The organism is Candidatus Methylomicrobium oryzae (assembly GCF_016745425.1).
Classification (GTDB): Bacteria; Pseudomonadota; Gammaproteobacteria; order Methylococcales; family Methylomonadaceae; genus Methylomicrobium; species Methylomicrobium oryzae.
Genome location: NZ_JAERVK010000015.1, coordinates 110,117 through 135,446, shown reverse-complemented (window position 1 = coordinate 135,446; position 25,330 = coordinate 110,117). Strand labels below are relative to the sequence as shown.

24 protein-coding genes and 4 pseudogenes are annotated in these 25,330 nt (G+C 51.1%); 22 read left to right on the top strand and 6 right to left on the bottom strand.

Features of this window, described 5'->3' with window-relative positions; all coding sequences use genetic code 11:
* Nucleotides 1-30 precede the first annotated feature (30 nt).
* The 3 genes and pseudogenes from JJL52_RS16685 to JJL52_RS16675 form a co-directional block, all read right to left on the bottom strand.
* Entirely contained in the window at nt 31-375 is a 345-nt protein-coding gene (locus JJL52_RS16685) for a hypothetical protein (RefSeq protein WP_202053624.1), read from the bottom strand.
* A gap of 62 nt (nt 376-437) precedes the next feature.
* On the bottom strand, nt 438-1,088 hold the full coding sequence (locus JJL52_RS21610) for a DUF1294 domain-containing protein (RefSeq protein ID WP_202053623.1): 651 nt from the start codon (nt 1,086-1,088) through the stop codon (nt 438-440).
* 332 nt (nt 1,089-1,420) lie between these two features.
* Nucleotides 1,421-2,471, bottom strand: a pseudogene (locus JJL52_RS16675) (IS5 family transposase).
* Between the two features lie 110 nt (nt 2,472-2,581).
* On the opposite strand from JJL52_RS16675, the pseudogene JJL52_RS16670 reads away from it, so the two are divergent.
* The 11 genes and pseudogenes from JJL52_RS16670 to JJL52_RS21455 form a co-directional block, all read left to right on the top strand.
* Nucleotides 2,582-3,004, top strand: a pseudogene (locus JJL52_RS16670) (transposase); the annotation flags it as partial.
* A gap of 233 nt (nt 3,005-3,237) precedes the next feature.
* Entirely contained in the window at nt 3,238-3,810 is a 573-nt protein-coding gene (locus JJL52_RS16665) for a lipid-binding SYLF domain-containing protein (protein WP_202053621.1), read from the top strand.
* 124 nt (nt 3,811-3,934) lie between these two features.
* Complete coding sequence (locus JJL52_RS16660; protein ID WP_202053620.1) at nt 3,935-4,105, top strand: hypothetical protein; 171 nt, start codon at nt 3,935-3,937, stop codon at nt 4,103-4,105.
* 327 nt (nt 4,106-4,432) lie between these two features.
* Nucleotides 4,433-5,569, top strand: coding sequence for an MlaE family ABC transporter permease (locus JJL52_RS16655; RefSeq protein ID WP_202053619.1), 1,137 nt, complete (start codon nt 4,433-4,435; stop codon nt 5,567-5,569).
* Between the two features lie 18 nt (nt 5,570-5,587).
* Nucleotides 5,588-6,343 (top strand): ABC transporter ATP-binding protein, encoded by a 756-nt coding sequence (locus JJL52_RS16650; RefSeq protein ID WP_202053618.1) that lies wholly within the window; start codon nt 5,588-5,590, stop codon nt 6,341-6,343.
* A 29-nt stretch (nt 6,344-6,372) separates the two neighbouring features.
* Nucleotides 6,373-7,398, top strand: coding sequence for an MlaD family protein (locus tag JJL52_RS16645; RefSeq protein WP_202053617.1), 1,026 nt, complete (start codon nt 6,373-6,375; stop codon nt 7,396-7,398).
* A 15-nt stretch (nt 7,399-7,413) separates the two neighbouring features.
* Entirely contained in the window at nt 7,414-8,031 is a 618-nt protein-coding gene (locus JJL52_RS16640) for a PqiC family protein (protein WP_236994315.1), read from the top strand.
* Between the two features lie 166 nt (nt 8,032-8,197).
* The gene (locus tag JJL52_RS16635; RefSeq protein WP_202053615.1) at nt 8,198-8,413 is read left to right on the top strand and encodes a DUF389 domain-containing protein; all 216 of its coding nucleotides are present in this window, start codon (nt 8,198-8,200) and stop codon (nt 8,411-8,413) included.
* A 3-nt stretch (nt 8,414-8,416) separates the two neighbouring features.
* Nucleotides 8,417-9,622 (top strand): hypothetical protein, encoded by a 1,206-nt coding sequence (locus tag JJL52_RS16630; RefSeq protein ID WP_202053614.1) that lies wholly within the window; start codon nt 8,417-8,419, stop codon nt 9,620-9,622.
* Nucleotides 9,623-9,680: 58 nt separating this feature from the next.
* Nucleotides 9,681-9,818 (top strand): annotated as a pseudogene (locus tag JJL52_RS21460) (IS5/IS1182 family transposase); the annotation flags it as partial.
* A 224-nt stretch (nt 9,819-10,042) separates the two neighbouring features.
* Nucleotides 10,043-10,156: pseudogene (locus tag JJL52_RS21455) on the top strand (IS5/IS1182 family transposase); the annotation flags it as partial.
* A gap of 215 nt (nt 10,157-10,371) precedes the next feature.
* On the opposite strand, the gene gstA reads toward JJL52_RS21455, so the two are convergent.
* Complete coding sequence (gene gstA, locus JJL52_RS16625) at nt 10,372-10,980, bottom strand: glutathione transferase GstA (protein ID WP_202053613.1); 609 nt, start codon at nt 10,978-10,980, stop codon at nt 10,372-10,374.
* A gap of 93 nt (nt 10,981-11,073) precedes the next feature.
* Between gstA and JJL52_RS16620 the strand changes: the two genes are divergently transcribed.
* From JJL52_RS16620 to JJL52_RS21845, 5 genes are all read left to right on the top strand, one after another.
* The gene (locus JJL52_RS16620) at nt 11,074-11,709 is read left to right on the top strand and encodes a DsbA family protein (protein WP_202053612.1); all 636 of its coding nucleotides are present in this window, start codon (nt 11,074-11,076) and stop codon (nt 11,707-11,709) included.
* Between the two features lie 512 nt (nt 11,710-12,221).
* The gene (locus JJL52_RS16615) at nt 12,222-12,821 is read left to right on the top strand and encodes a DUF1579 domain-containing protein (protein ID WP_202053611.1); all 600 of its coding nucleotides are present in this window, start codon (nt 12,222-12,224) and stop codon (nt 12,819-12,821) included.
* Between the two features lie 245 nt (nt 12,822-13,066).
* Nucleotides 13,067-15,193: an AAA family ATPase gene (locus JJL52_RS16610; RefSeq protein ID WP_202053610.1), complete on the top strand. Its 2,127-nt coding sequence runs from the start codon at nt 13,067-13,069 to the stop codon at nt 15,191-15,193.
* Between the two features lie 8 nt (nt 15,194-15,201).
* Entirely contained in the window at nt 15,202-15,477 is a 276-nt protein-coding gene (locus tag JJL52_RS21850; RefSeq protein ID WP_202053609.1) for a transposase, read from the top strand.
* Nucleotides 15,470-15,619, top strand: coding sequence for a transposase (locus JJL52_RS21845; protein ID WP_202053608.1), 150 nt, complete (start codon nt 15,470-15,472; stop codon nt 15,617-15,619). The genes JJL52_RS21850 and JJL52_RS21845 overlap by 8 nt, the downstream gene beginning before the upstream one ends.
* Before the next feature lie 75 nt (nt 15,620-15,694).
* On the opposite strand, the gene JJL52_RS16595 is transcribed toward JJL52_RS21845, so the two are convergent.
* Nucleotides 15,695-16,033, bottom strand: coding sequence for a DUF1840 domain-containing protein (locus tag JJL52_RS16595; protein ID WP_202053607.1), 339 nt, complete (start codon nt 16,031-16,033; stop codon nt 15,695-15,697).
* Nucleotides 16,034-17,070: 1,037 nt separating this feature from the next.
* Between JJL52_RS16595 and JJL52_RS16590 the strand changes: the two genes are divergently transcribed.
* The 5 genes from JJL52_RS16590 to JJL52_RS16570 all read left to right on the top strand — a co-directional run bounded on the left by JJL52_RS16590 (nt 17,071) and on the right by JJL52_RS16570 (nt 21,330).
* Entirely contained in the window at nt 17,071-17,805 is a 735-nt protein-coding gene (locus JJL52_RS16590) for a TorF family putative porin (RefSeq protein ID WP_202053606.1), read from the top strand.
* A 9-nt stretch (nt 17,806-17,814) separates the two neighbouring features.
* Entirely contained in the window at nt 17,815-18,486 is a 672-nt protein-coding gene (locus tag JJL52_RS16585; RefSeq protein WP_236994314.1) for an RNA polymerase sigma factor, read from the top strand.
* Between the two features lie 4 nt (nt 18,487-18,490).
* On the top strand, nt 18,491-19,171 hold the full coding sequence (locus JJL52_RS16580; RefSeq protein WP_202053605.1) for a zf-HC2 domain-containing protein: 681 nt from the start codon (nt 18,491-18,493) through the stop codon (nt 19,169-19,171).
* Complete coding sequence (locus JJL52_RS16575; RefSeq protein WP_202053604.1) at nt 19,168-20,481, top strand: S8 family peptidase; 1,314 nt, start codon at nt 19,168-19,170, stop codon at nt 20,479-20,481. The genes JJL52_RS16580 and JJL52_RS16575 overlap by 4 nt, the downstream gene beginning before the upstream one ends.
* A gap of 147 nt (nt 20,482-20,628) precedes the next feature.
* Nucleotides 20,629-21,330: a hypothetical protein gene (locus JJL52_RS16570; RefSeq protein ID WP_202053603.1), complete on the top strand. Its 702-nt coding sequence runs from the start codon at nt 20,629-20,631 to the stop codon at nt 21,328-21,330.
* Between the two features lie 109 nt (nt 21,331-21,439).
* On the opposite strand, the gene JJL52_RS16565 is transcribed toward JJL52_RS16570, so the two are convergent.
* Nucleotides 21,440-22,615, bottom strand: coding sequence for an autotransporter strand-loop-strand O-heptosyltransferase (locus JJL52_RS16565; RefSeq protein ID WP_202053602.1), 1,176 nt, complete (start codon nt 22,613-22,615; stop codon nt 21,440-21,442).
* 421 nt (nt 22,616-23,036) lie between these two features.
* On the opposite strand from JJL52_RS16565, the gene JJL52_RS16560 reads away from it, so the two are divergent.
* Nucleotides 23,037-24,551 (top strand): InlB B-repeat-containing protein, encoded by a 1,515-nt coding sequence (locus tag JJL52_RS16560; RefSeq protein WP_202053601.1) that lies wholly within the window; start codon nt 23,037-23,039, stop codon nt 24,549-24,551.
* Nucleotides 24,552-25,330 lie beyond the last annotated feature (779 nt).

The window sequence follows — 25,330 nt, the reverse complement described above, 5'->3', positions numbered from 1 at the left end:
GACCGGATGCCAAACCGTTAAAAACTCCGTTTACACAAAATTCAGGACACCCTCCCGCTTGGTATCAAAGTGGACCCGTTCACCCGGATAAGCCTTGTTATAGCGCTTCGCTTCCCGTTTCAGGCGCTCCTGGATCGATTGCTCGATCTTGGCTAAGCGTTTGAGGCCATATTGCAGCGTCTTAAACCGATGATTGGTGCTGTTACGCGGCGTAAACTCCTGCAGCCTGGCCCGTTTCAGCACGGCATCAATCGTTGGTGGACTGACGCGGAAGCTTTCCGCCAGCAGGGTCACTTTCCATAACCGGGTTTGATAAAGCTGCCAGATTTCCTGGCGGTCCAGTAAGGTTAAGCGGGTCCGTTTGTGAATGTTCATCTACAGTATTTTCCAAAATACTGTAAACAACGCTAGAAATTCTTACAATTTATAAATGTAAATTAACTGATGATTAAGGGCATCAATTTGTTTAGGCTTCCATTTAAAATTGCGAGCTTAGCCGCCCCCGACGGAGTTAATGCTTCTCCAAGCGCGACCACGTTTATTAAAACTGAAATCCAGAAACTCACTTGGAATTCGACTTTGGCGGTCTTGTGACGAAACAAGCGTTGGGCAAAGAGAGCGCCAGGCCAACCACCCACCAATCCCCAAAGTAAAAGCGTACTTTCTCTTGAACGTCGATATCCATTATGCGCCGCCCATTTGTCGAGCCAATACATAACAAAAGCTATAATGCTTGCGCCTAGGTAAAGCCAAACAAGAAACCCAGGAAGATATCGCAATACACTTAAGCCGATAACTAAAAGCAGGAAGACCAGCGAAGCAATAGTTGCGATAAAAAAACCAACTCTTGACTGGGTTCGTTTTACTGGACGAAGCTTCTCGCCGCTATAAACTACACGTTTAGCCTGAGGTTTGCCGTTGCTGTCGGTAAGAATTTCGTAAGTCACGAGTTCCCCAACTACGGGCCGACGTGAGCGATTTTGGAACGCTTTGATATGGACAAAGATTTCATCACCCCCTAAACTCGGTTCGATGAAGCCAAACCCCCGATCGTCCTTCCATTTATTCAGTTTCCCCTTGTGCCTCATACTCTCACTCAGAAAGATAAAAATTAACCATCCTAAAAGACGCTAACACTGGCGTCAATTGCCACTTTACACGCTACATTTCTCCTTAAAATCCGCACACATTACCAATCATGCCAGATTAAAAAATGCTGGATAGACTCTTATTCGTTTTGCTAGCGTCCCTTTAACAGGCTGTTGAAATTTGCCGACATGCCTTCGGATTCGGCGCCCTTTTTCGAGGTTTTGAGGCACTGGAAGCCTGATTAGGCCTCAAAAACCGGTTTTAGCCGATGATATTCGCCTCGACGGATTAATTTCCGCCTTTTGGCGGATTTCAGGCGCACGACCACCACTTAGGCCGTACTGTAACGCCAACCGAATATGGCGCCCATGCGCGTGAGGTTATACGCAGCCAAGGTAAACAGCGTTTGCGCAGCGACTTTTTTCAAGCTACGGAACTTGGTTTGCCGTAGCGGGCCGACGGTCTTGGCCCAGTCGAAGACTTCCTCTATCCGCTTACGGATTTTGAGGCTTTTACGATAGCCCTCATGTCGGCTGGTCCTGCCATCAATGGCGGAACCTTGATCTTTGCTCGCGACAGGCGGGGTGACTTTAGGCGGGCGTAGCTTGCTAACAAAGTCCTGCGTATCGTAGTTTTTATCCGCGCCCAACGTAGCCCCTGGCTTGCGAATGCTGCGTTTGACCAGGGTGTGGGCCGCCTCGCGTTCTGCGGTGCCGGTGGCCTGAGTCAGTTCGACATCAACCACCAGGCCGTTGCGGTTTTCCATCAAGGCATGGCCGAGGAAAGCCAACTGCGCCTTGTCGCCTTCGCTCTTTTTGTACAGCCGGGTGTCCGGGTCGGTCGTCGATGCATGGGTCTCGTGGCTGCGCTTCTCGCCTTTGAAATTGACCGTGGGATTACGACCGCCGTCTTCCGGCGGCGGGGTCGAGCCGTCTTTCTTGACGAAGCTTTTCTGCGAGGCCCAGGCCTGAATCAGCGTGCCATCCACCGAGAAATGGGCCGTCGGAAACCAGTTGCCTCCACTCCGCCAAGGCCAGCACGCGCTCGAAAAACAAGCGGCTGATCCGTTCGTTCAACAAGCGGTCGCGGTTGGCGCTGAAGGTGGAGTGATCCCAAACCGCGTCATCCAACGTCAAGCCGACGAACCCGCGGTAGAGCAGGTTGAAGTCGATGTGCTCCACCAACTGCCGCTCGGAGCGGCTCGAAAACAGGACTTGCAACAGACTGGCGCAAAGCAGGCGTTCCGGTGGAATGGAATCCCGGCCGCGGCGCGCATACAAGGCGTCGAACGCCTCATCCAGCGTAGCGAGCAGGAGGTCGACCACTGCCCGTAGTTTGCGCAGCGGATGGTTTTGGGGAATCCGTGCTTCCTTATCATCAATAACAGTACCTTATAGCGTTTATCCGGCTCCGGCTTACCCAATGAATGCGGCTTCCAGAAGGATAAAATCAACAGCCTGATTAATGATGATCTGCGAATTCAAACGGGGACTTTCGTCAGGTGGAGATCACCGATCGGCGCACCAAGCTTGAATTTGCGCACAGCATGAAGCACATCGCCGAGCTATATCCCGAAGCCATGGTGATCCGGGTAGCGCTCGACAATCTCAATACGCACAAGGGGGCCTCTTTGTATGAAGCTTTCCTCGCCGAGCAAGCTCGAGCTTTGGCACGGAAGCTGGAGTTCCACTATACGCCCAAGTACGGTAGTTGGTTGAACATCGCTGAAATCGAATGGGCTGTCCTGTCGAACATGTGTTTGTCGCAGCGGATATCGGACAAAGCCAGCCTCCACCGTGAGGTCGAAGCCAATATCCTATCGCGTAACGCTAAGGCGACACCCGTCAATTGGCGGTTTACCGCGCGAGACGCGCGACGTAGGCTGGCCCGCCTGTATTCTGGTATTTCTGAGTGACTGACTACTCGGTATATTATCTGCCGAGACGTGACATATGATGAAACGAAAGGGCGTTTCTCTATTTCATTATACTTGGCCTAAAGTCCAATAGTCAGCAGTTACAATTCCCGATAGATTCCTCAACATAAATCTTCAATTGCCTTAACAAATGGGTTATCCAGTTAACTGACTAAAACTGCCACTTATTGTTAGTACAGATCAAGAAACGCCAGATCATCAGGAAAAATGCCATGGTTGAAAAATATCGATTGATTTATTTGTTCATAACCTTATGGATTTTAGTTGGGTGCCAATCCACGGGGAGCGTTGGCTCGGCAGTGGCGGGTTCTTCCGTACAGATCGATCGTGACGTCGATTACGCGTTACAGGAGCTCTACGAAAGCAATCCCGCTGCAAGAAAATTGGCTACAAGTGCGAAAGGTATTCTGGTATTCCCCAGCATCGTCAAAGCCGGTTTCATGTTTGGTGGACAATTAGGACGCGGCGGTGCTTTACGGGTCAGAGGTCGAACAGTGGGCTATTACCAGAGCCTCGCAGCTTCCTACGGATTGCAAGCGGGTGTGCAATCTTTCGGATATGCGCTGTTTTTTATGAATAATGAGGCACTAAATTACCTCAATCGCAGCGGAGGATGGGAAATCGGAGTCGGTCCCAGCATTGTGATTGTCGATGCAGGAAAAGCCAAAACATTGACCACCACAACCGCCAGAGACAATATTTATGCATTTATCTTTGGTCAAAAAGGGTTGATGGCAGGGCTGGGTTTGCAAGGCTCTAAAATCACACGCATCTATCCCGAATAGATAAATCAATGCGCATCCGACGATTATAAATCAGATGCCAACCGTATAGAAAAAACTGCCGGATGCAGCGACCTCTGCACATTATTGCACTATAAAATTACCCTTACATTTAGTGAGGCACAGGATGGAAGCTTATACAAAACCTACGAAACAACTAAAAACAATCGCCGCTTTCTTGACGGTAACCTTACCCTTATCGGTTTTTGCACAAAACCCGATGGTCTATCCAGCACAAGAACAAAGGCCAGACCAGATGTCTAAAGATCGTTTCGAATGCCATAACTGGGCGGTCTAACAGAGCGGCTACAACCCGAGTACCGGCGCATCCGTTACGCAGCCGAGTTCTCAACAAGGCAGCTTGGGACGGAAAACCTTAAGGGGCGCCGCGATCGGTGCAATTGCCGGTGATGCGGGAGCAGGAGCGGCCATCGGTGCGGCGGCAGGCGGAATGAAGCGCCGCTTCGCTCAAAAAGATGCAAATAGGCAAGCTGCGTCTACAGCCTCTAACGAGGCAGTGAATAATTATAATCGTGCTTTGGGCGCGTGCCTGACCGGGCGCGGCTATAGCGTTCAATAAGTGGTATAAGCCTTTATTTTTGGCTGCAGCGGGAGAGCCTTTAAAATGCATGACTTATCGGGCGAAATAAAACTCGATCGTATCGATGCGCGCACCCTTGTTATTTATCTGAGCGGGAACTGGGTTCAGGGCGCCAAGATCAAGCCGGCAGACGTTGTGCTCACGGAAATCAAGGGCTCAGCGCCTTTCCAGCGGATATTATTGCAGGCGAATGAATTTGAAAGATGGGACAGCCGCCTGCCCACTTACTTGCTCAAAATTCTGGATTATTGCCAAGCCCATCGCATCGACATTGATGTGTCCGGTTTGCCGGAGGGTGTGCAAGGATTACTCAAACTCGCTCGCGCGGTTCCAGAACGTGCAGGCGCCCGCAGGACCGCCACATCAATGCCGTTACTGGCCAAATTAGGCAAATCCGTATTGGGCGGTTGGAAGGATGCCAAAGACCTCATTACCTTTATCGGTGAGGCCGTGCTGGCCGGACTGGCCGTGGCGCGAGGCAAGGCGCGGTTTCGGCTGCATGACTTATTTTTATGCCTCCAGGACGCCGGCCCCGGGGCACTTGCGATCGTGACGCTGATCAGCCTGCTAGTCGGCTTGATTCTTGCCTTTGTCGGGGCTGTGCAATTGGCGATGTTCGGTGCGCAGATTTTTATCGCCGACCTGGTCGGCTTGGGAACGGTGCGCGAGATGGGAGCTTTAATGACGGCCGTCATCATGTCCGGCCGGACCGGCGCCGCTTATGCTGCTCAATTAGGCACGATGAACGTGAACAGCGAAATCGACGCACTCAAGACGATGGGAATATCGCCGATGGAGTTTCTGGTGATGCCGAGGATGCTCGCTTTGATCCTGATGTTGCCTTTACTCTGTCTCTACGCCGACCTAATGGGGATCCTGGGCGGAGCAACTGTCACGATCAGCGCCTTCGATGTGTCGCTGATTCAGTATATCAACGAAACTCGCAAGTCCGTGCACTTAATGGATTTCGGCATCGGTTTGTTTAAAAGTCTGGTGTTCGCGGTACTGATCGCAACGGCCGGCTGCATGCGCGGGATGCAATGCGGACGCAGTGCTTCGGCAGTCGGCGATGCGGCGACCGCCGCTGTTGTGAACAGCATTGTTTATATCGTGGTTGCTGATTCGATCATTACCTTGATCTGCAACCGGCTTGGTATTTGAACGTCAGCGGGAAAAATCATGAGTACGCCTCATATTACTGTCACCGATCTGACCATGGCCTATGGCGACTTTCTGATCCAGCGCGACCTGAACTTCACCATTAATCACGGCGACGTATTCATTATCATGGGGGGAAGCGGCTGCGGCAAGAGCACCCTACTCAGGCATTTAATCGGCTTACAGCAGCCCGCCAAAGGAGATGTTTTTTATGAAGCTCAAAGCTTTTGGCATGCCGATTCTGAAGAGCGCGTCAAGATGATGCGCCGCATCGGTGTCTTGTATCAGAGCGGGGCTTTGTTTAGCTCGCTAACCTTGGCCGAGAATATCGCTTTGCCGCTCGGCGAGTTTACCGACTTTAGCCGGCAAGAAATCGCGGATATCGTTTCGTATAAACTCGCGTTGGTGGGTCTGGCGGGATTCGAGGATTATTACCCGTCGGAGATCAGCGGCGGCATGCAAAAGCGCGCAGGGCTGGCGCGGGCGATGGCACTCGATCCGGAAATCCTGTTCTTCGATGAGCCGTCGGCCGGCCTTGATCCGGTGAGTGCCCGGTTATTGGATGATCTGATTATTAGCCTGCGCGCTACGCTCGGCACCACGATCGTGGTGGTCACCCATGAGTTGGCAAGCATCTTCGCAATCGGCAACAATTCCGTGTTTCTCGATCCGGAGACCAAAACGATGCTGGCAACCGGCGCGCCCGAGAAGTTGTTGGCCGAGTCCAAGGATCCCAAAATTATTCAATTTCTCACGCGAGGCGAAGGCCGTGCTTAAAGTCAGCCCGAAACGGAGCAATAAGTATCATGAGTAAACCGATTAATCCTATGGCGATAGGAGGCTTCACTGTTGGCGCTCTGGCGCTGCTGATCGTGGGGGTGCTGATGTTCGGCGGCGGTCAGTTTTTCAATGCCGACAAATCTCGCTTTGTGGTTTATTTTGATACATCGCTGAATGGCTTGGATGCAGGGGCACCGGTCAAAATGCAGGGGGTCAAGATCGGTGAAGTCACTGAAATTTCAATAGAACTCGATCCTAAAACGATCAAGACGTACAAACCGGTTGTGGTCGAGATCGATCGCAATTCCTTAACCGGTGTCGGCGGTGTCAAATTTCCCAGAGCGATGACGCGTGCTCAACAGGTAATCAATCGTGACAATTTGGTGAAAGCCGGATTTCGCGCCCGTCTGGAAACGCAAAGCCTCTTGACCGGCCTGCTGTACGTCGATATTGACGTGTATCGCGACAAGCCGCCAGTGTTTGTCGGGCTGGATTATAAGGGGCTGGTGGAGTTTCCAAGCATTCCCAAAACAACCGATGAGCTTCGCAACACGGCCGAGGAAGTTGCGAAAAAACTACGCTCGTTGCCGCTGGATCAGATCGTGATGGATTTTGCGGAAAGCGTAAAAGAGCTCAAAAATCTTCTGGCTTCCGAAGACGTTAAGAAATCCAGACAAGCGCTGACCAAAACGCTTGAAGGGATGGAAAAAACGGTTACTACCTTGAATAAGAATCTTGAGCCGCTGCTTAAGGATACGAATCAGGCCATTCAGAATACTAATTTATTCATGCAGGACTCCAGGGCGATGGTTCGGGATGTGCATCAGGATATTCGGCCGATTCTGGCTACTACCGATAAGACTTTATTGGCGGCCACTGCGGCATTGAATAGAACACAGGAGTCGATGGCGAACGTCAGCGAGGCAATTGGCCCGGATTCGGCATTGAATGAGACGCTGGAATCGCTAAAAGAGGCCTCGCGCTCAATCAAAGAATTGACTGATTACCTGGAACGGCATCCGGAATCCTTGATTTCCGGAAAGGATCATTAAGGGGGGATGTTAATCATGTACACATACCGTTTTATTTATTATTCATTACTATCTTTTTTGCTCTTGCCCCTGGCAGGCTGTATCGGCGGTTCGACACCTCCCGCGCAATTTTATCTTCTCGAGCCGATCGGACAGAACGAAAATCCCAGTACGGAGCTGACCGAAAAGCCTGTCGTTGCGCTCGGGCCGGTACGCGTTCCCCGCTATGTTGACCGCCCTCAGATAATCAGGGCGTCCGGTAAGAATATGTATCAATTGAGCGAACTGAATCGCTGGGCAGAGTCGCTTGACGACAATATTAGCCGCGTGCTGGTGCAGAATCTGTCGCAACTGGCCTCCGTGAATACAGTGCTTGCCAATGGCTCTAGTCGAGCTCGCCAGGCAACGCTGCGGGTCGCGGTCAATATCAGGGAGTTTCATGTGAATTCAGAAGGACAGGCGGGATTAAACGCGCAATGGCAGATTATTCGCGGCGACGATACGCTCTTGAATCGACAGGTCTCGTACCACTCGCCGGCCTCGACAACGGACTATGCCGTGATGGTCGCGGCGCTGAACGATTGTCTGGATCGGATGAGCCGCGAGTTAGCGGGGGCATTGCAACAGGCCCTGAAAGAAAGACAAATACCTTAAGGAAGATCGATGACAGTTAGGAATCCCGTATCGGGAACCCGCACCAGCTCACCGTTCGCCAGAACATCCAGGAAGGCGTGGAGTTGAGCGTTGCCTATCTGTTGATGGACATTCTTGCCGCTACAATTGCCAGTTTCGGATTGCTTGCGAACAGTCCGGCGCTCATATGGGGACGATGATTGTCGCAATGTTGCTGGGGCCTATCGCAGGTATCGCGCTGGCCTTGGTGGATAGTGACATAAAGTTCCTTTGGAAAAGCACATTTTCCTTATTGGCTGGGGCGGCAGTTGTAATGGTGGCTGCTTTCGTAATCGGCATCTATGAAAGTCTGGACCTTGAAACGGGTAACGGGGAGACGGTCAAAACATACAGATTCACTTAAAAAATGAACATTAATAAACCAATTAACGCCTCATGCGGTGTCAAATTGCCCGACGATTTTTCTCTCGTGCAGGGCGGGCCCTTATTTCAGCTTTTTGTCCGTAGCCGTTTATCGACGAGCGAGTTGGGCTGGCTCAAACGGCGGATCATTTTCTTTTCCTCGCTGACCTGGTTGCCTTTACTGTTGTTGTCGACGGTTTCCGGGTTCACATTAGACGGCGTACAGATTCCGTTTCTGCATGACCTCGAAACACATATCCGCTTCTTGTTTGCCTTGCCATTGCTTTTAATGACGGAATTGATTGTTCACCAGAGATTGAAGCCAGTTGTTACGCAGTTTATCGAACGGGGTATTGTGACGGAAAAAATACGGCCTTTGTTTGATGCATGCATTACATCAGCATTACGTTTGCGTAATTCCATGCTGATCGAGATTGCGTTGATTGTTCTGGTTGTCACTGTTGGGCATTCGTATTTTTTCGATCTGATGACCGTAAAAGTTGACACTTGGTATCTCATTAGGACAGTATCGGAGGTCCGCTTCTCTGCTGCAGGTTACTGGTTCGCCTATGTCAGTTTGCCTGTGTTCCAATTTTTTCTTGTCCGCTGGCTGTTCCGGTTCTTCATCTGGGGGTGGTTCCTTTGGCAGGTGTCTCGGCTGAAGCTTTATCTCGTGCCGACTCATCCGGATCACGCCGGCGGCTTGAGTTTTCTAGCTGGCAGCCTCGCCGCATTTATTCCGTTTCTAATTTCCCAAGGAGCCTTGCTTTCCGCAATTATCGGAGAGCGAATTCTCTTCGAGGGGGCAACATTGCTGTCCTTCAAGCAAGAGATTGCAATCTTTGTGGTGCTCCTTATACTCCTAGTGCTTGGGCCTCTGAGCGTATTCGCTCCCCTCCTGGCGAGAACCAAAAGGCAAGGCCTTCTGACTTACGGTGCTTTGGCGAGCCAGTATGTGGTTGAATTCGATAAAAAATGGTTGCTAGGGGAAGCTTCACAGGATGAAGCATTGATTGGGAGTGGTGACATCCAGTCCCTGGCCGATTTGAATAATAGCTTTGAAATTATTCGCACCATGCAGGTTTTTCCGTTCGGAAGAGAGACAATATTGCAAACGGTCGTGGTAGCCTTATTACCGTTGGTACCTCTTTTACTGACGATGATCTCGCTGGAAGATTTGTTGAAGCGGCTTATCGGAATGTTGCTGTAGCCTGTCGGTTAGAGGGCCTAAAGTAGTCTGATGTCACTACGAAGCTTCCTACTCTGTTCCGGTGCTTCCAGACTTGTTGGTCCAGATTTCAGCTGATGAGATCATCATGCAGGTGAGGGGGACGGTGCTGATGACACCAAAGCCTGTCTTCCCGCAATTGCCGTACGCGGCGCAGAAGCCATTATTCCCGTGCGTAAGAAAGGCAAGCTGGGGAAAGAGCATACCTCAGGCGTCAAAGTCGGAAATGAAACGATTGTGTTGAAAAAGTCAGTTTGGGATAGAAAACAGCTTACTTCAAAAATTTATTTATATTAATAACAATGAGTTATTATTTTCGCTCATGGTCGAATCAGCTTGAATACGCCCAAAATCGACTTTTGCAACATAAGCAAACGTTACGTACCGCTCAACGATTGAGCCGAGCGCGTCATGTCGCGTCACTTTAACAGTCAAGTAGCCGAGTTACAGGTTCGCTCTGCACTTTTAAATCGGTTTACCCAATTGGAGATACCGGTGCCACTTGTTATACCCTAAATCCGCCCCAAATTTGGGGTAAGGGTAAATTTATCCGCCTTTTGACCTATGCAATAAAGCCCTGTGTTTGAAAAAACTTGCCCCCCTACAAGTCACTACGTATTAATTCAGGGAGTAGTTACAATCCTAAGCTATCCCCAAAAATTGACCTCTGACGGATTTAAGCTCCAACGCCATTGAAGGACTGAATCTATCGGAAGACTCTTCCGTCGGAGCTAATGGCGAAGCCCCTCTGCCTGCATGGCCTCCACTACCGAGGGCTGTGCTGCGACGTGGGTAAGATACTCCTGGAGTCTAGGCCATTTCTTAAGATCGACCTTCAGTAAAGCGCTCCAATTCAGGACTGTAAAAAGGTAGGCGTCGGCCACGGAGAAAGAGTCGCCTGCCAGGTAAGGCTTGCCGTTGAGCTGATGAGTCAAATAGTCGAAACGTTGGCCAAGCCTTTCCAACTGATTTTCTCGCCATTCCGCCGGAATTTTAGGGTTGAACAGTGAGCCGAACAGCTTGTGGAGCTCCGAAGAGATGAAATTCAACCATTCCATCAAATGATAGCGCTCTTTCGTTCCCAGTTTAGGCGCTAACCCGGACTCCGGCTTTTGGTCCGCGAGATACTGCAGTATGACGGCTACTTCGGTCAGGATGTCCCCCTCATCGAGCCGCAGTGCAGGCACATAGCCTTTGGGATTGATCGTCAGATAGTTCTCGCCGCGTTCGGTTTGCTTGTCGGCCAGATCCACCTTTTCCAATTCGAAGCGGTAGGCCGCTTCACGCAGCACGATATGCGGAGCCATCGAGCAGGCGCCCGGTGCATAATAAAGTTTCATCATACGTCTCCTCTCGTTAAAAAATAATCTCATTACTTTATAACGCGCATTGGCGATAAAATTTGGATTACCCTTTACTTGCTAGGTTCAGCGATGTCTATGACGCTTTACTATTTCCATGACCCTATGTGCAGCTGGTGTTGGGCATTCAGGCCGCACTGGCAAGAAATCGTGGCGGACCTTTCTGATGCTGTACGGAGTCAACGCACTCTGGGCGGACTTGCGCCTGACACGGAGCAAGCGATGCCAATAGACATGCAGGTTAAGCTGAGGAGCATCTGGCAGACCATCCAACAGATTGTCCCCGGCACGCCGTTCAATTTTGAATTTTGGGACAAATGTACGCCTCGACGCTCCACTTACGCGGCCTGCCGTGCTGTCATTGCCGCCCGGCGACAGCATCCTGGCTCTGAAGAAACGATGATCCTGGCGATCCAGCAGGCCTATTATCTGGAGGCAAGAAATCCAGCCGATAGGAACACGCTGATTGAACTGGCCAGTGAAATCGGTTTGGAAAGGGCGCGCTTTTCCGTGGATATCGAAAGTCTATCCGTCCAGGAGGAACTGTTAAAAGAGATTGCGTTCACGCACAGGTTGGCAGTAAAAGGCTTTCCGACCCTGTTATTGGAAAAGGAAGGTATTTTTACTGCCATTCTGCACGATTACCATCATGCCAGGACCGTGCTTGATCAAGTCGAGCGCCTAAGCAGGCCAAACATTTCAAAATGAAAATAATCAAGTTCGACCCAAAGCCGATTTACCTATCACAAGCTTGAAGGGCCGCTTAGCCTGTCAAACGGGGCCGCCAGCCTTCCTGTTCGGAGCACAGTCTGACTGCCGCGCCACCCAATAGAACCAACCGCTCTTGTTTGATTTGGAATATATCCAGCCATCCAAGAGATGAATCAAAGAGGAATGACTTAGGGTCTAATTTTTCGTTACGCGCCTTTGCTTCAGCCGTCCTCCAAGAGCTAGCGTATCCATTACACCGAAGAAAAGCGCAGCGTGGTTAATGGATACTTCGGTGAAACCAAGGAACTGATCGGCGGCTAAACCTTAGATTTAGATGAAGTCCAGAAGAGAGCAAATGCGGTGCAAAAACAAACGCAATACAATTTTGACCGTCTCCGGCTGATCGCTAAGGTGCGTATACCGCTATATTAGGGCATGGTGGCGATGCCCGCACACAATGGACCTTGTTTACACATGACTTTCTAACCACATCCTGAGAGGAGGAAACCATGCGTTACATTCAACTCACTTTCACCAGTCTCTGCATCGTACTGATGGCATCGGTTGTCATGGCGAAGGACAAAAAGTCGGAGAAATCGAAGGATCCGCAGGCGATGATGGAGGCCTACACGAAGCTGGCCACACCGGGCGAGCAGCACAAGCAATTAGCAAGCCTTGCGGGAAGCTGGACAATCAAAACCAAGGAATGGATGGAGCCCAACAAACCACCCGTGGAGTCTACCGGCTCCGCAGAGATGAAAATGCTGCTGGAGGGTCGTTTTCTCCAGCAGGAAGTCACCGGCCAAATGATGGGGCAGCCTTTCTCCGGGATTGAGATTACCGCCTACGATAATCTGCTCAAGCGGTATGTTACGGCCTGGATGTCTACCATGGGCACCGGGATCTTCATGATGGAAGGCACGGCGAGCGCGGATGGTAAGACGGTCACCTTGAAAGGCCAGCATGCTGAGCCGGGTGGCGGATACATGAAGCATCGCGCCATCTGGAAGATGGTGGATAACAATACCCAAACGTTTGACATGTATGGGGCTCACCACGGCGGCAAGGAATGGAAGATGATGGAGATGACGTATACGCGAAAGCAGTAGTCAGTAGACCGAACTGCCAGACTGATGCCCAACCTGTATGATCTTCGCAGTTTTCATATCGCTCGACGATTTGGCCGCTAGCCCTGCTCGTGCATGAAGATCTCGCTGTAAAGCGGTGAGCATCTTTATGTACTTGTACCTAGGCAATGGAACCTCGAGCTTGAGTCAGGATCTAAGAAAGTTTAGTTCACCGAGATCATGCTCCGACTCCGGAACATGATCCGCGCCCCCTTTGAGAAACTTTCATGTCTGATTTATTGAAACCCAGTGATGCAGCTCCGGCTACCACGCGTCTTAGAATCACCATCAAGAAGGCTGTCGGCCGGCTACAGGACTGGTTCGTGATCCAATCGGTAGTTATCAAGCTGACAGTGCTGGCCGTTGCCCTCCTGATCCCGGTCACCGGTATCTATTCGTTCATGCTCGTCCAGAGGCAGGCCGCTATGATTGAGCAGATTAAGACCATGGCGGCAGATAAGGAGAAGGAGGAGGGAATACTCAACGACAAGCTGCCCGTGGTGTTTGGTACTGGTTCGGTGCTGAGCTTTCTGGAAACGCACCCGGTCGAGCGCATCACCGTGGTCTACGAACCGCTGCTGTGGAACGTATCGGAACGCATCTTCCTGGTCGAAGCGCAGGGCAAACTGCATGCGTATTACCCCAGCGACATGGAAGCCAAAATCTTTGCCGACAAGGCCGTCACCGCGCCGTGGGGCAGCAAGCTTACCTTCATTCCACGCGAAGAGCTCAATTCCGACAGCCTTGAACTGTTCGAACTCCTGGACCAGCGCTTTGCCAGCGCCCGCCCGCAGCTCGAGAAGGACAGTTGGAAGGCCGGCATCAGCGGCGTGTTATCGGGCATACTGACGATCGGCGTGCTAGGTTTCCTGTACTTCCAGATCAAAAGCCAACACAAGTCGCTCACCTTCATAGAGCCGGCACAGATACAAGGCTCCATCGACGACTTGCTGGGTATGGATGATATCAAGGCCGAGGTGGCACAGATTAAGGATCAGTACGAGCGCCGCACCGAATATGCCGAATACGGCATATTCAAGCCCTTCAATGTCATGTTCAGTGGTCCGGCGGGTACCGGCAAGACCAAGCTGGCCAGTTACCTTGCCAAAGAACTGCGGCTACCCATCCTGTTCCACTCCGCCGCCAACCTGGAAACGGGCTTTGTGTCCGGCGGCTCGACTACACTCGGCCGCATCGTAGCCATGGCCAAACGGCGCAAACGCTGCATCATCTTCCTGGACGAGGCGCAGGATCTGTTCATGAAGCGCGGCGGCCGCCGCAAGTTCGACGACGATACCGCGAACACGTTTTTGTCTATGCTGGATGGCGTGCGCAGCAAGAACGAAACCGAGATCATCTGGATCGTGGCCAGCAACTTCAACAGCGAAACCATGGAGATGGACGAGGCCATGCTGCGCCGCTTTCAGATGAAGGTAGACTTTCGGATGCCCAATCGGGCGGAACGGCTGGCTATCTTCAACCACTATCTGGGCCAGCGGGCGGACAAGGTGCTGCCCGACCTGGACCTGCGCCATTTAGTGGAAGTAACCGAAGGCCGTAGCCCGGCCGACCTGGAGACTATCGTCAACCAAGCAGGCATCACGGCCGTGCAGACGGGAAGAATTATTGGGTCAGATACCTTGATGCAGGCCGCCGAGCGCGTACTGGTGGGCAACGTTAACACCAACACTACGAAGGAACGCGAGCGCGACCGCCGCATCATCGCCGTGCACGAATGGGGCCACTTCCTGGTGGATCTTGCGCATGAACGCCGGCAGACCAACGACAACTGGGAACAGATCCTGGATGACATGAAAACTATCAAGATTTCGCTCAAAGCTAACCCGCGCACCAACGCATTGGGCTTTGTCTTCCACAAGCAAGGAACCAATCTGCTCAAGACCAAAGGCGACATCGAACACGATGTGCGCGTGCTGCTGGGAGGGATGGCCAATGAGGAACTGTTCTTTGGCGAGGAAGGCACGACCAACGGGGCGCACAACGACATCACTCGCGTGACGCGTTTGCTGCACCATGCCGTGGGCGAAATGGGCATGTTCCGCGCCACTCGGCTGAATTTCAGTGCGCTGCAGGACAGGCACAGCGGCGCGAAGGATCTGGATGAGGAAACGCGCAGCATCATGGAAGCGCAGAGCGAGCGCTTATATGGCGAGACCAAGGCTATATTGGCCCGGCTCAAGCCGCTGACCGAGCATCTGGTCGGCAAGCTCCTGGAAGCCCACGAAATGAGCCTGAGTGAAGCGCTACTCGAAATCCGCAGCTTCGAGGCCGCCTGTACGGTGTCAGAAATGTATCAGGAATTTCAGATTGAGGCTGAGCTCAAAAGGGTCTGACTCTTACGATGTCACATAAAAATTCGCTCAAAGCTAAAATTCATGCAGCTGTAGATGCCTTGGGCAATCCGGTTCGCCTAGTGCTGACTCCCGGCGAGGCTTCTGAATATACCCAGGCGGAAGCTTTAATCGAAGGGGTTGAGGCGGATTATGTGTTGGCAGATAAAGGCTACGATTCGGATACCTTTATCGCCGCGATTATCGCCCAACAAGCACGGCCTGTGATTCCACCAAAGAAGAATCGAACAGCCCCGAGAGATTACGATAAAGCACTGTATGTATAAAGTGTATAAGGAGCGCAATCTGATTGAGCGCTGCTTCCTGAAATTGAAGCATTTCCGCCGCATCGCCACGCGCTATGAGCGACTGGCGATTACTTATCAATCGATGCTCAACCTGGCCGCCAGCATGATTTGGCTTAATTGAGAACGCCCTGTAGGTAAACTTTAATAAGGAAAACCGTCGTTAGAGGTTGGATCAACTTCACAGTTATAGTAGAACTCAAAAATTTCTTTGATTCTGATCCCACATGACATTACAACGGGCTTTCGCGGCGGCGGTGAGCAATTCGATTAACGGTAAGGCCCTATGTGCTAGAGACACGGGTTTTTCTTTCCAGTCATCCTGATCTGCATTTTCTTGACGGGATGTCTTAAGCGGTGGCTGTGCCTTTAGTTTTTCGATTGCGCTCTGCAACCGTTCCAGTGCTTTCGGAACATCTTCCGCCAGAAGGGCGCCCGGCACGTTGCCGCTTTTCCCCATCATTTTCAACAAAGTTTGCGCAACATCACCAAAATAGGTGGTATTCGGGTATGCCTTGCAGCTGAACGTAACTAACATTTTTTTCCGCCGTGTTATTCAGTTTTCTGGTAAATCCTCAAGGCCCTGTTGTAGACCGGATAATACTTTTGATGCCAACGATGAAATCGAACGGTATGCTTTCAAAATGTCTTAAATGCCTATCCTTATAGGATATACAGCCTGACGAGCCAGTTCCCCAATAAAGCTTGCCTGTTAGACATCAATGCAAGACTGGCTCGATTGGGAAGATCCTCATGAGTTCACGAGGAGTTGGATGTAACCCATCAATATTGGGCTATCCATTGAGCGAGTTACCAGGTAAAGGGATTGATGATGAGCCTGCTTTATTCGGAAACCGTTCGGTGACCATGGTACTTTAAATCAATGGTCGTCGAACGCTGGGTTATGAGCAGTATACCCGTTTTTGACGGATGTTCTTCAGGTTTGCGAAGCGCTCGCCCTTGAATTGCTTCCACTCCCGAAATGCCACCGTTTGGGCTTTGACTACCTCTGGTCCGGAGGGATGTTCCCGATCCCCTTCCGTTACGGAAGCTTTGTAATATGCTGTGCTCGCTGCCTGGCTCGACTCTATTGAGACAAAAAAGACCTTCTGCAAGAGTGCGTACCCTTATTGGTCAGGATGAATGACTGGCGAGGCCGAGATGCAACAAAAGTGGTAGATGAGCGGACGACAGCTGCCTAGGTGGAGCCAACGCTCGAGTGACGGCTCCAATAAAAAGACGAACGATCGCAGATGGCCTATAGTGCTCTGTCGAGCTTGAATGAGCTAGTTCGACCCTTTCCTGTCCCTCGCGCTTATTCTTTGAAAGGCCGCTCGAGAACCGTAAGCAGGCTGACGATAACCGTGATCAATTTGCACTTATGGGTGAATCCAAATGCATGTCATAATATTAGGATCTATTTATACCCTTCTTTGGGATGATAGGCTGTTAGCGAGCCGGGCTGATACTGTATGATTTGTTGTAAAGTTGCCTGAAAAAGCAGGAAGATAAACAGAACCACCTACATTACTAGATATTCCTAAATCAGTTCGGTTGCTCCATGCATGGAATTTCATGACTTCAACATCGACCTTTCTTCTGCGGGCTGCCTGTCTATTTTTGGCTATTTGGCCGCAAGGGGTACTGGCCGAGTGGCACGGAGATCTGAAGTTTCTGACCGACTATATTTATAGAGGATACTCGAAAAGCCGAGGGCATCCTGTAGCCCAGGCTCATGTTGACTATCAGGGGAATGCCGGATGGTTTGCCGGGTTGGGCGTATCTCAAGTCCGTTTTGATGACCAGATAGACCGAGAACGCGCCGAGATCGAAGTAACGCCTTACTTGGGCTGGAGTTTACCGCTTTCCTCAGACTGGAGAGCCGAGTTCTCGGTCAGCGGTTATCTCTACGACGGCAAAATTTTCGGCCGGAACCCTGATTACGCGGAAATTTACGCTTCTTTGCATTATCGGGACTGGCTGAGCGTCAGGGCATCAATCGCGCCCGATGCCTATCAGCGCGGCGCCGATGTGCTAAATTATGAGCTAAGTTATCGGCGCGATCTTTGGGACAATCTGCAGTTTTCGTCCGGATTGGGATATCACCAGGCCGGGGCTTTGTTGGGCCACGACTATTTCTACTGGAATGCGGGCCTATCCTGGTTTGCGACTTCCTATTTGGCTATCGACCTGCGTTACGTCGATGTCGACCTCAGCTCTCCGCACGAAGCGGAGGATCATCCTCCCGATCAGTTTTATCCTCGCCAGCAAGACCACAATTATCTATTCTCGATCATTCTGGGATTTTAAAAAATTTCGATGCGATTGAACTTTTTTGTTTCTCGGAAGAATACAGTTACGAAGCCGTCTTCGAAAGCACAGGAAAAAGTTTTAACCATGGGGCGTTTAGTTGGTAACAGAGCATCACAAATACCCGATAGGAAACAGGCCGACATGGATGAATATGTTTTGCTTCAGCGTATCGTCGAGGGTGACGCCTCGGCATTCGAAGTGTTTTATAAGCATTACTATCCGAGGCTGTTTCGTTTCATTCTGCGAACGACTCGGCAAGCCGAGCTCGTCGAGGAGCTGATTCAGGAAACGTTATTGTTCGTTTGGGAGAAGCCGGAACGCTTTAATTACGAGAGCAAAATATCGACCTGGGTATTCGGGATCGCGTATCACAAGGCGCTTAAAGCGATGGCTAAGACGGCCCGGCGCAGTCAGGAAATGGATATGGATGAACTGGATGAAATCATCGGCGACCCCATGGGCAATTTGGCGGAAACCACTGAAATACAGGATTGGCTGGATTGTGCGCTCGATCAATTGTCTGTCGGTCAGCGCGCTGTAATCGAGTTGACTTTCCAGCACGGGCTGGCGTATCAGGATATCGCCAAAATTCTCGGCTGCCCGGAAAATACCGTTAAAACGCGCATGTTTCATGCGCGCAAGAAGCTTCATGCCTTTGCAGAAGCTCAGGAGAATTAATGCCATGACCTCATTGACATCAACGACAACCGATCCGCACCAACAGATACGGCTTCTGCTGCCTTGGTATCTAAACCAAAGCCTGCCGTTCGAAGAGTATCGCCGCGTGGAAATTCATGTGCGCGATTGTCCGGCGTGCCGCCAGGAATTGGAAGGCCTGGAAAATTTCGCCCAGGCCTTAACGGAAATGCCCGAGCCGGAAGGGGACGCGGAAGCGTCTTTTGCTGCGTTGCGTTTAAAATTATCCCCTCGAAAGGCCGATCATGCGCAGGCATTCGACTCGGCTAATGCCGCCAAGTACCGTAAAACACCGCCTCCCGGCGGTCGCCAGTATTTTATCAGGTATGCCATGGCTGCTACGTTGTTGCTGGCAACGGTTCCGTTAATCCGGTATACCTTGCAAATAAGCTCGTCGGAGGCGTATGCCACGCTTTCTGACGCCAAACCGGTATCGCCAAGCCGAAACGAACTGCGTATCGTCTTTGCCAAATCCCTCTCTAACGCGGAAATCAGTGCGGTATTGGCAGAAATTCAAGGTCAGCAGGTCGGCGAACCCAACAGTATCGGCGCATTTACCGTAAGGCTGGAGGGCGGTCAAGACAGTCCTGCGCAGATGCAAAACGCCATTGCCTTGCTTCGCAGCCGTCGGGATGTGCTGCTGGCGGAACCCGTCGTACGACCATGAATTGGTTGTACCGCGGCGCCGTTATTGTATTGGCCATCCTGTTCTCGGGGTGTGCCCCTAAAGCCGGCAATTTCCAATTGGGCGACAATGCCGGCGCCGAAGAACGGCGCCTCTTGGTGACTTTTGCGGATCGCACGATCAACCGCAACTTTTCCGGCAATTCCCAGGACAATTATCGTCTTCGCGGTCGATACAGCAATTCCGGCTGGAGTGAACGCCTAGCCCATCAATTGGCAGAGCGCTATCATCTTGAATTCGTCGCTCAATGGCCGGTAACGGAATTAGGCGTCAGTTGCGTTGTTTTCCAAGTTCCCGAAGCGTTGCCGCTGGAGGAGGTGATGGCCGCGTTACAGCACGACCCGGATGTGTCGGTCGTCCAACTGATGCACAGTTTTGAAGTCCTGGGAGACGAACTGTCGGTTGCTCCCCCGCATAATGATCCTTATTTAAAATTGCAGGCCGGGTTTCAATCGCTGGGAGTTTCCGAGTTACATAAAAAAAGTACGGCGCGAGGTGTTCGCATTGCGCTGATCGATACCGGAGTCGATATCGGTCATCCTGATTTGAAGGGGCAAATCGGTTACTTCGAAAATATGGCTCCTGACCCCGGCGATTCCGATTTCGCGGAGATCCACGGAACTGCGGTGGCCGGGGTGCTGTCGGCTCGCTCCGACAACCATATCGGTATCGCGGGCATAGCGCCCGAAGCCGAAATTCTGGCTTTTCGCGCCTGCTGGCCGAAAAAATCCGGCGCCTTGGCAGCCCGCTGCAATAGCTTTACGTTGGCATTGGCGCTCAACCAGGCTATTCGCCTCGATAGCCGCATCATCAATCTGAGCTTAAGCGGTCCGGAAGACCCGTTACTGAAGCTGTTGATTGAGAAAGCGCTGAGTAAAGGGATCGTTGTCGTCGCGGCGCGGCCAGGCGATGATCAAAACGACAGTTTCCCGGCGTCGATGCCCGGCGTAATTCCCGTGGCCCAGGAAGGAAAAAATGAGAAGCCGGGCATTGTCGTCGCACCGGGACAGGATATTCTGACGACGGTTCCCCATGAAGGGTACGACTTCATGAGCGGCAGTTCCTTCGCCACGCCGCATGTCGCCGGCGTTATCGCACTCTTGATGCAGCTTCATCCCGACTGGCAGGCGGCCGAACTCAAACGCGCGTTTATTTCCGAAGCCAATCGGTTAACGGCTCATACGCTCAATGCGGAGAACCCTATTTTTCAGAAAGCTCCTGAGCCGAAGGGAGATGTTCCAATTTTACAAACTGTCTCGAATAAAATGGCGTCAAATCCCTCGGTTCCGTAAAAGAAAGGCGGACAGACGCACGGTAGTTTTTCAGGTTTTTTCCGTGTCTATTGAACCTTGCATGGTTTTTGGGAATTAACGGGCTGAGCAAATTCCAATGCCTCAACTATCAGTTGAAATTCAACATAGACTTAATCAGGAAAAACCATGAAATTGACAAAGCACAAAGAAGTCGCGTTATTACTGGTCGGGAGCTTAGCGATAATGAATCCAGCCTTTGCGCAAAACGGTGCAGATGATGGGATAAACTCGGGAACCTCGGGAACCTCGGGAACCTCGGGAACCTCGGGAACCTCGGGAACCTCGGGAACCTCGGGAACATCAGGAACATCAGGAACATCAGGAACATCAGGGACTTCAGGGACTTCAGGGACTTCAGGGACTTCAGGGACTTCAGGGACTTCGAGCAACACAATTGCACCGGCTGTAAATGGAACTGTCAGAGGAGGCTTTACTCCATCTCTCGGCACGCCGATGGTAAAAGCGACTTTCAAACATACCGTCAAAAGGCAGGGGAATAGACAGGAGCTGAAGATTAGTGTCAAGGTCGGGAAAGGGGGGGTAATTACCTCGGACAATTTCGATGAGGGAGTCGTGAGAGCGGTATTCCCTGATGGCGTCGTGTGCGAGCTAGAAAGCGACGATAATCCGCGCAAGCATTACAAATACGCTTTAAAGCTCAGGGTGAGAAAAGGGGTTTATGAAGAGAAAGACGGTTTTTGCGATTTTTCGCAAACGGCCCCGCAACTTCCTCTTTATGCCGGCAACCCGATTGTGATCGACTTTGATGCCGATGACGATCCCGATACGCCAAATGTGGAAATCGCGACCGGGATTTTCAATCCTTAAACTGCACCGGACAGGCAGACCGCTCCGAGTCGATTGAACTTGGAGCGGTGTTTCCCGATTTTTCAAAAATTTTCAAGGGTGCGGACAACGCTCAAGGTAAGGCAGTAGCCTACAAGAAGGGTCTTATGGCTTCGATAACCTGGCGGCCGCTGATCAGACGGGAGCATTCGAACATCCGTGGCGTGCCTTTATGGTCCGGACACCAATTCCAGTCGTTGGGGTCCAGGCGAAAACGGTTGAAGCATCCGCTGCAGATATCCGCCCGGGGAAACACCCGGATACAATCTTGCATCTCGGTGTACGGGTATGAAAAGCCGCTGATCAGACAAGTGCGGCATCCCACTGCCCAGGAAAGCCAGCTCAGGCCGCTCCCGATTCCGATAAACATGCTGGCGTGCTGCAGATAATTGACCATGATGTCCAGCGTGATTTCCGGCAGCAGTTTAATCCCTTGCGGAATGCGGTTGCCCATGTATTCTTTGCCCTCCCGGGACAGGAGCACCACTTTATAGCCCTTGTAATGCAGAAACCGTACGACTTCATCCCAGCCTTTCGGATTATTCCAGTATTTGGCCTGTGAAGTGGAATGAAAACCGATACAGACATAAGGTTTATCCATGGGAAGAGGCAAGTCTTTCAACTTTACTCTGGGCTTTGTCTCCGCATAGGGCAATCCTAAAATGTCGTAAGCCGCCCTGGCGATGGAGTGTTCGCGAAACGCCGAGTAGTTTTTACTGTAGTCGTAGCTCCCATCCTCCCGATAAAACACGCCTATCCGATAGGCCGCATAAAGATCCTCGACAATCGCCCCGGGCTCGATAAATTCGATCTCAGGATAGTTACCCTTGAATAAGCCGTTGAGAAACGTGGAACAGATCAGCCGACAGCCGTGCTGTTCCCGGAATTGCTCAACGGCCGGAAACCAGGCCAGGGTATCGCCTAGCGAACTGGACTCAAAGCCAATATAAACCCGTTTCTCCCGGCAATCGTAACGATGCTGAAAAACGGGTTTGTTGCCGGACAGCTCAAAAACCTCGATAGCCCAACGCACAAAATAGGATTGGGGAGACCGCACCCAGCCTCCGGCCGGGACTTCGCATTGCAGAACATACTCCGGTTCATCCAGATCCTGGAATTCCACGCGATAGCGATTGGGGCTGTCCCCCTGAATTTCCAGATAGGCGCCATTGATAAAATTGCACTTAAACGACGGCGCGAAAGGGGATGGAATTTGCCCGGCGGGGTCGCCGGGCTGTTCATCGGATACAGCTGCTCTATCTGTCATTTCAAGAAATTTCCTCAATCCTGATTGAATCGCGACGGTTATTCCGGGATAGTGAATTTTCGATGTTATCTGATACAGGCTCAAACTTTCCTAACTTCCCAAAATTCAGCAAAAACCGGCTTTTTCAACGCAATCGACTCTATGCCGTCATTTATTCTCTCAAAATAATTGTGACAGCAAACGATCATATATAACACACGCTCAAAATCTATCGTACCTATTCCGATCTAAAATGCGAGGCTACTATTGAAAGCTCCTGTTCTGGTTGAATCTTGACTCCTGTGAAGCCTACCTATTCTCCTGGATAAAAATTTTTGAACCTTTTGCACGACTTTGGGAATTAACGCTCCGCTGGCAAAAAAGAGTGAGGCAAAAAATAGCCGGCTGAATGTAAGTATGTGTCCAATAACAGGAGAAAAGAATGAATCGAACTGGGTCGTCGCACCTCATACGGAAGGTAAATCTATTGTTTGCTGTGGGTTTCCTGACGCCGTCCCTCGCAGCAGCGGGAAACTATATTGTAGGCTCATTGGGCAACTTCGATGCGGCCAATTTTGAAGGTCAGGATGCACATGGGTTTGAAGTGCAGCTGGAGGGCATTCAACCCGGCGACATGACTCAGCCTTGGACCGGCAACAAATACGGTCAACCCGTGGTAGAACCCTATGCCACAGGCAGTTATGTCCGCTACCAAAGTCCCTACGATACGCAAAGCCACCAATTTCCCGCTACAACGATTGCCAAAACGCCGGGTATAAATTTTTCTGGAACGTGTTACCAGTGGAACCCCAGTTATCTCACAGCGGGGTGTGACCACTTTGGGATTCATTTGAATTACACCGCCGTATCCAAAGCAACTGCGGTTACCTATCGCTGGCTGCTGGAAGATTCGGCCAATCCGGGTCAATTGATCGGCTCGGCGAATACAGTAACGGTACCGACGCCCAACTATTACTTTCAGCCCCCACCGCTGGATCAACCTACAGCTCCGCCAGTGTTAGTTGCAGAAGTTCAGTTACCTCCGCCCCCTCCACCCCCAGAGCCGGAACCCGTACCCCAGTACGGCGATGCCGCCTGGATGAAGGTATATAAAACGGAACTAAATCGAGAAATCGAGTTGAGCGAGCTGGTTTCGACTAATCCCGATGGCACGCCCAATACCCTCGTACCCCAAGATGCGGCACAAGTGGAAACAGATTGGGTGCTGATGCAACCGAGTCCACCACCCGATGGTAAGCACCGTCAACGCGGAAAATATGCCAATCAAGGCTCGCCCCACAGTGGGTCAAGGGCTGTGGTCAGACGTTATGAAACGTACGCGTATACGGGAAATTACGATCCTTTGACACATGAAGCCGTGTGCGGGGGCGATGGTAGCTGTAACGCGCCACTGGATGGTGAGTTAGGGGACCTATTAGTTGCCCAAATGGCAGCGGCCAATATCGCTGTGCCGTCGTTAAGTGTGTCGACCTCCGGCAACGGGAGTGTCGTATCGAATGAAAAGAGCATTAACTGCGGCAAGACATGTTCATCAAGCTATGAAATAGGCACCGTCATCACGCTGAATGCCAGTGCGGGTTCAGGAAGCATATTTACAGGTTGGCAAGGGGCCTGCCAAGGAACAAGCCCGACCTGTAATGTTACGGTTAACGATCAAATCACGACCTCCGCGACATTTGTATCCTTGTTTTCCGTTTCGGCAGCTACCAGCAATTCGGGTACGGTAACCGCGACGCCCAACGGGATCGATCGAACGATTAACTGCGGTAAGGATTGTTCGGCTAAATTCGCCCAAGGCACGGTAGTGACCTTTACAGCCATCCCCCCAGCGGGAAAACAATTTTTAGGATGGAGTGGAGACTGTGCGGGTACCGGAAATGTATGCGTGGTGACGGTCAATAAAAGCATGTCTGTGAAAGCCAGTTTTTCCAGATAAGGGACAACTGCAAAAATAGTGAATGGCCCTTCCATAAATCAATAGTTATTTTCCAGCCTTTAATTCGCCTTTGTGTATTAAGGACGGTTAAGGGCTGTTTATTGGCATAAACCCGCTATTCGTCAGGAAACATCCAAAAATAAATAGTGGCCGAATTCAGGTATTCATAATTCAGCCGTTTTTGAAAGGCGTTGACGGAGATTTAATCTCAAAATTTACTTATCGGCAATGTCATTTTTGATCTTCGAGGAAATAGGAAAAAGGCGTAATAACGCTGGTCTCTTTTTTGAGAAAGCCTTGGCTTTGCTAGCGGCGGTTGACATTTTTTAACCCTCGTAAATATTCCTGCGGATTTTGAGTAAAGATATTCAGCAAAACGGAGTGATAAGCCATGAAAACTATTTCATACCCTTCTGCTGCGCCACACTCTATGATACAGCTCTCTCCTGGTAAATAATTATCCTACCTATTCTCTATCCTATAGATAGCCTTAATTCTCCATTTACCCACCGCTGCAGGACGTTAAACTCTAGTTTGATAATTGCCGATAGCGAGAAGACAAGGGGAAACCAAGAAGAAGCTCAAACCGCTCACCCGAGCGAAAAGGTCATTAGGCCCCACTCGTAGTTATCTCATCCCCTGCGTTTAGCGCCGCCGTGCTCTTTTTCATAAGGCGGTCTGAGACATGGGAGTGTTTTCCCTCTCCGCTTATTTGCTGTGATCGTGCTCGCGGTTATTCTAACGCCAATAATACATCGCGATGCCTTCCGGTTGGGGCG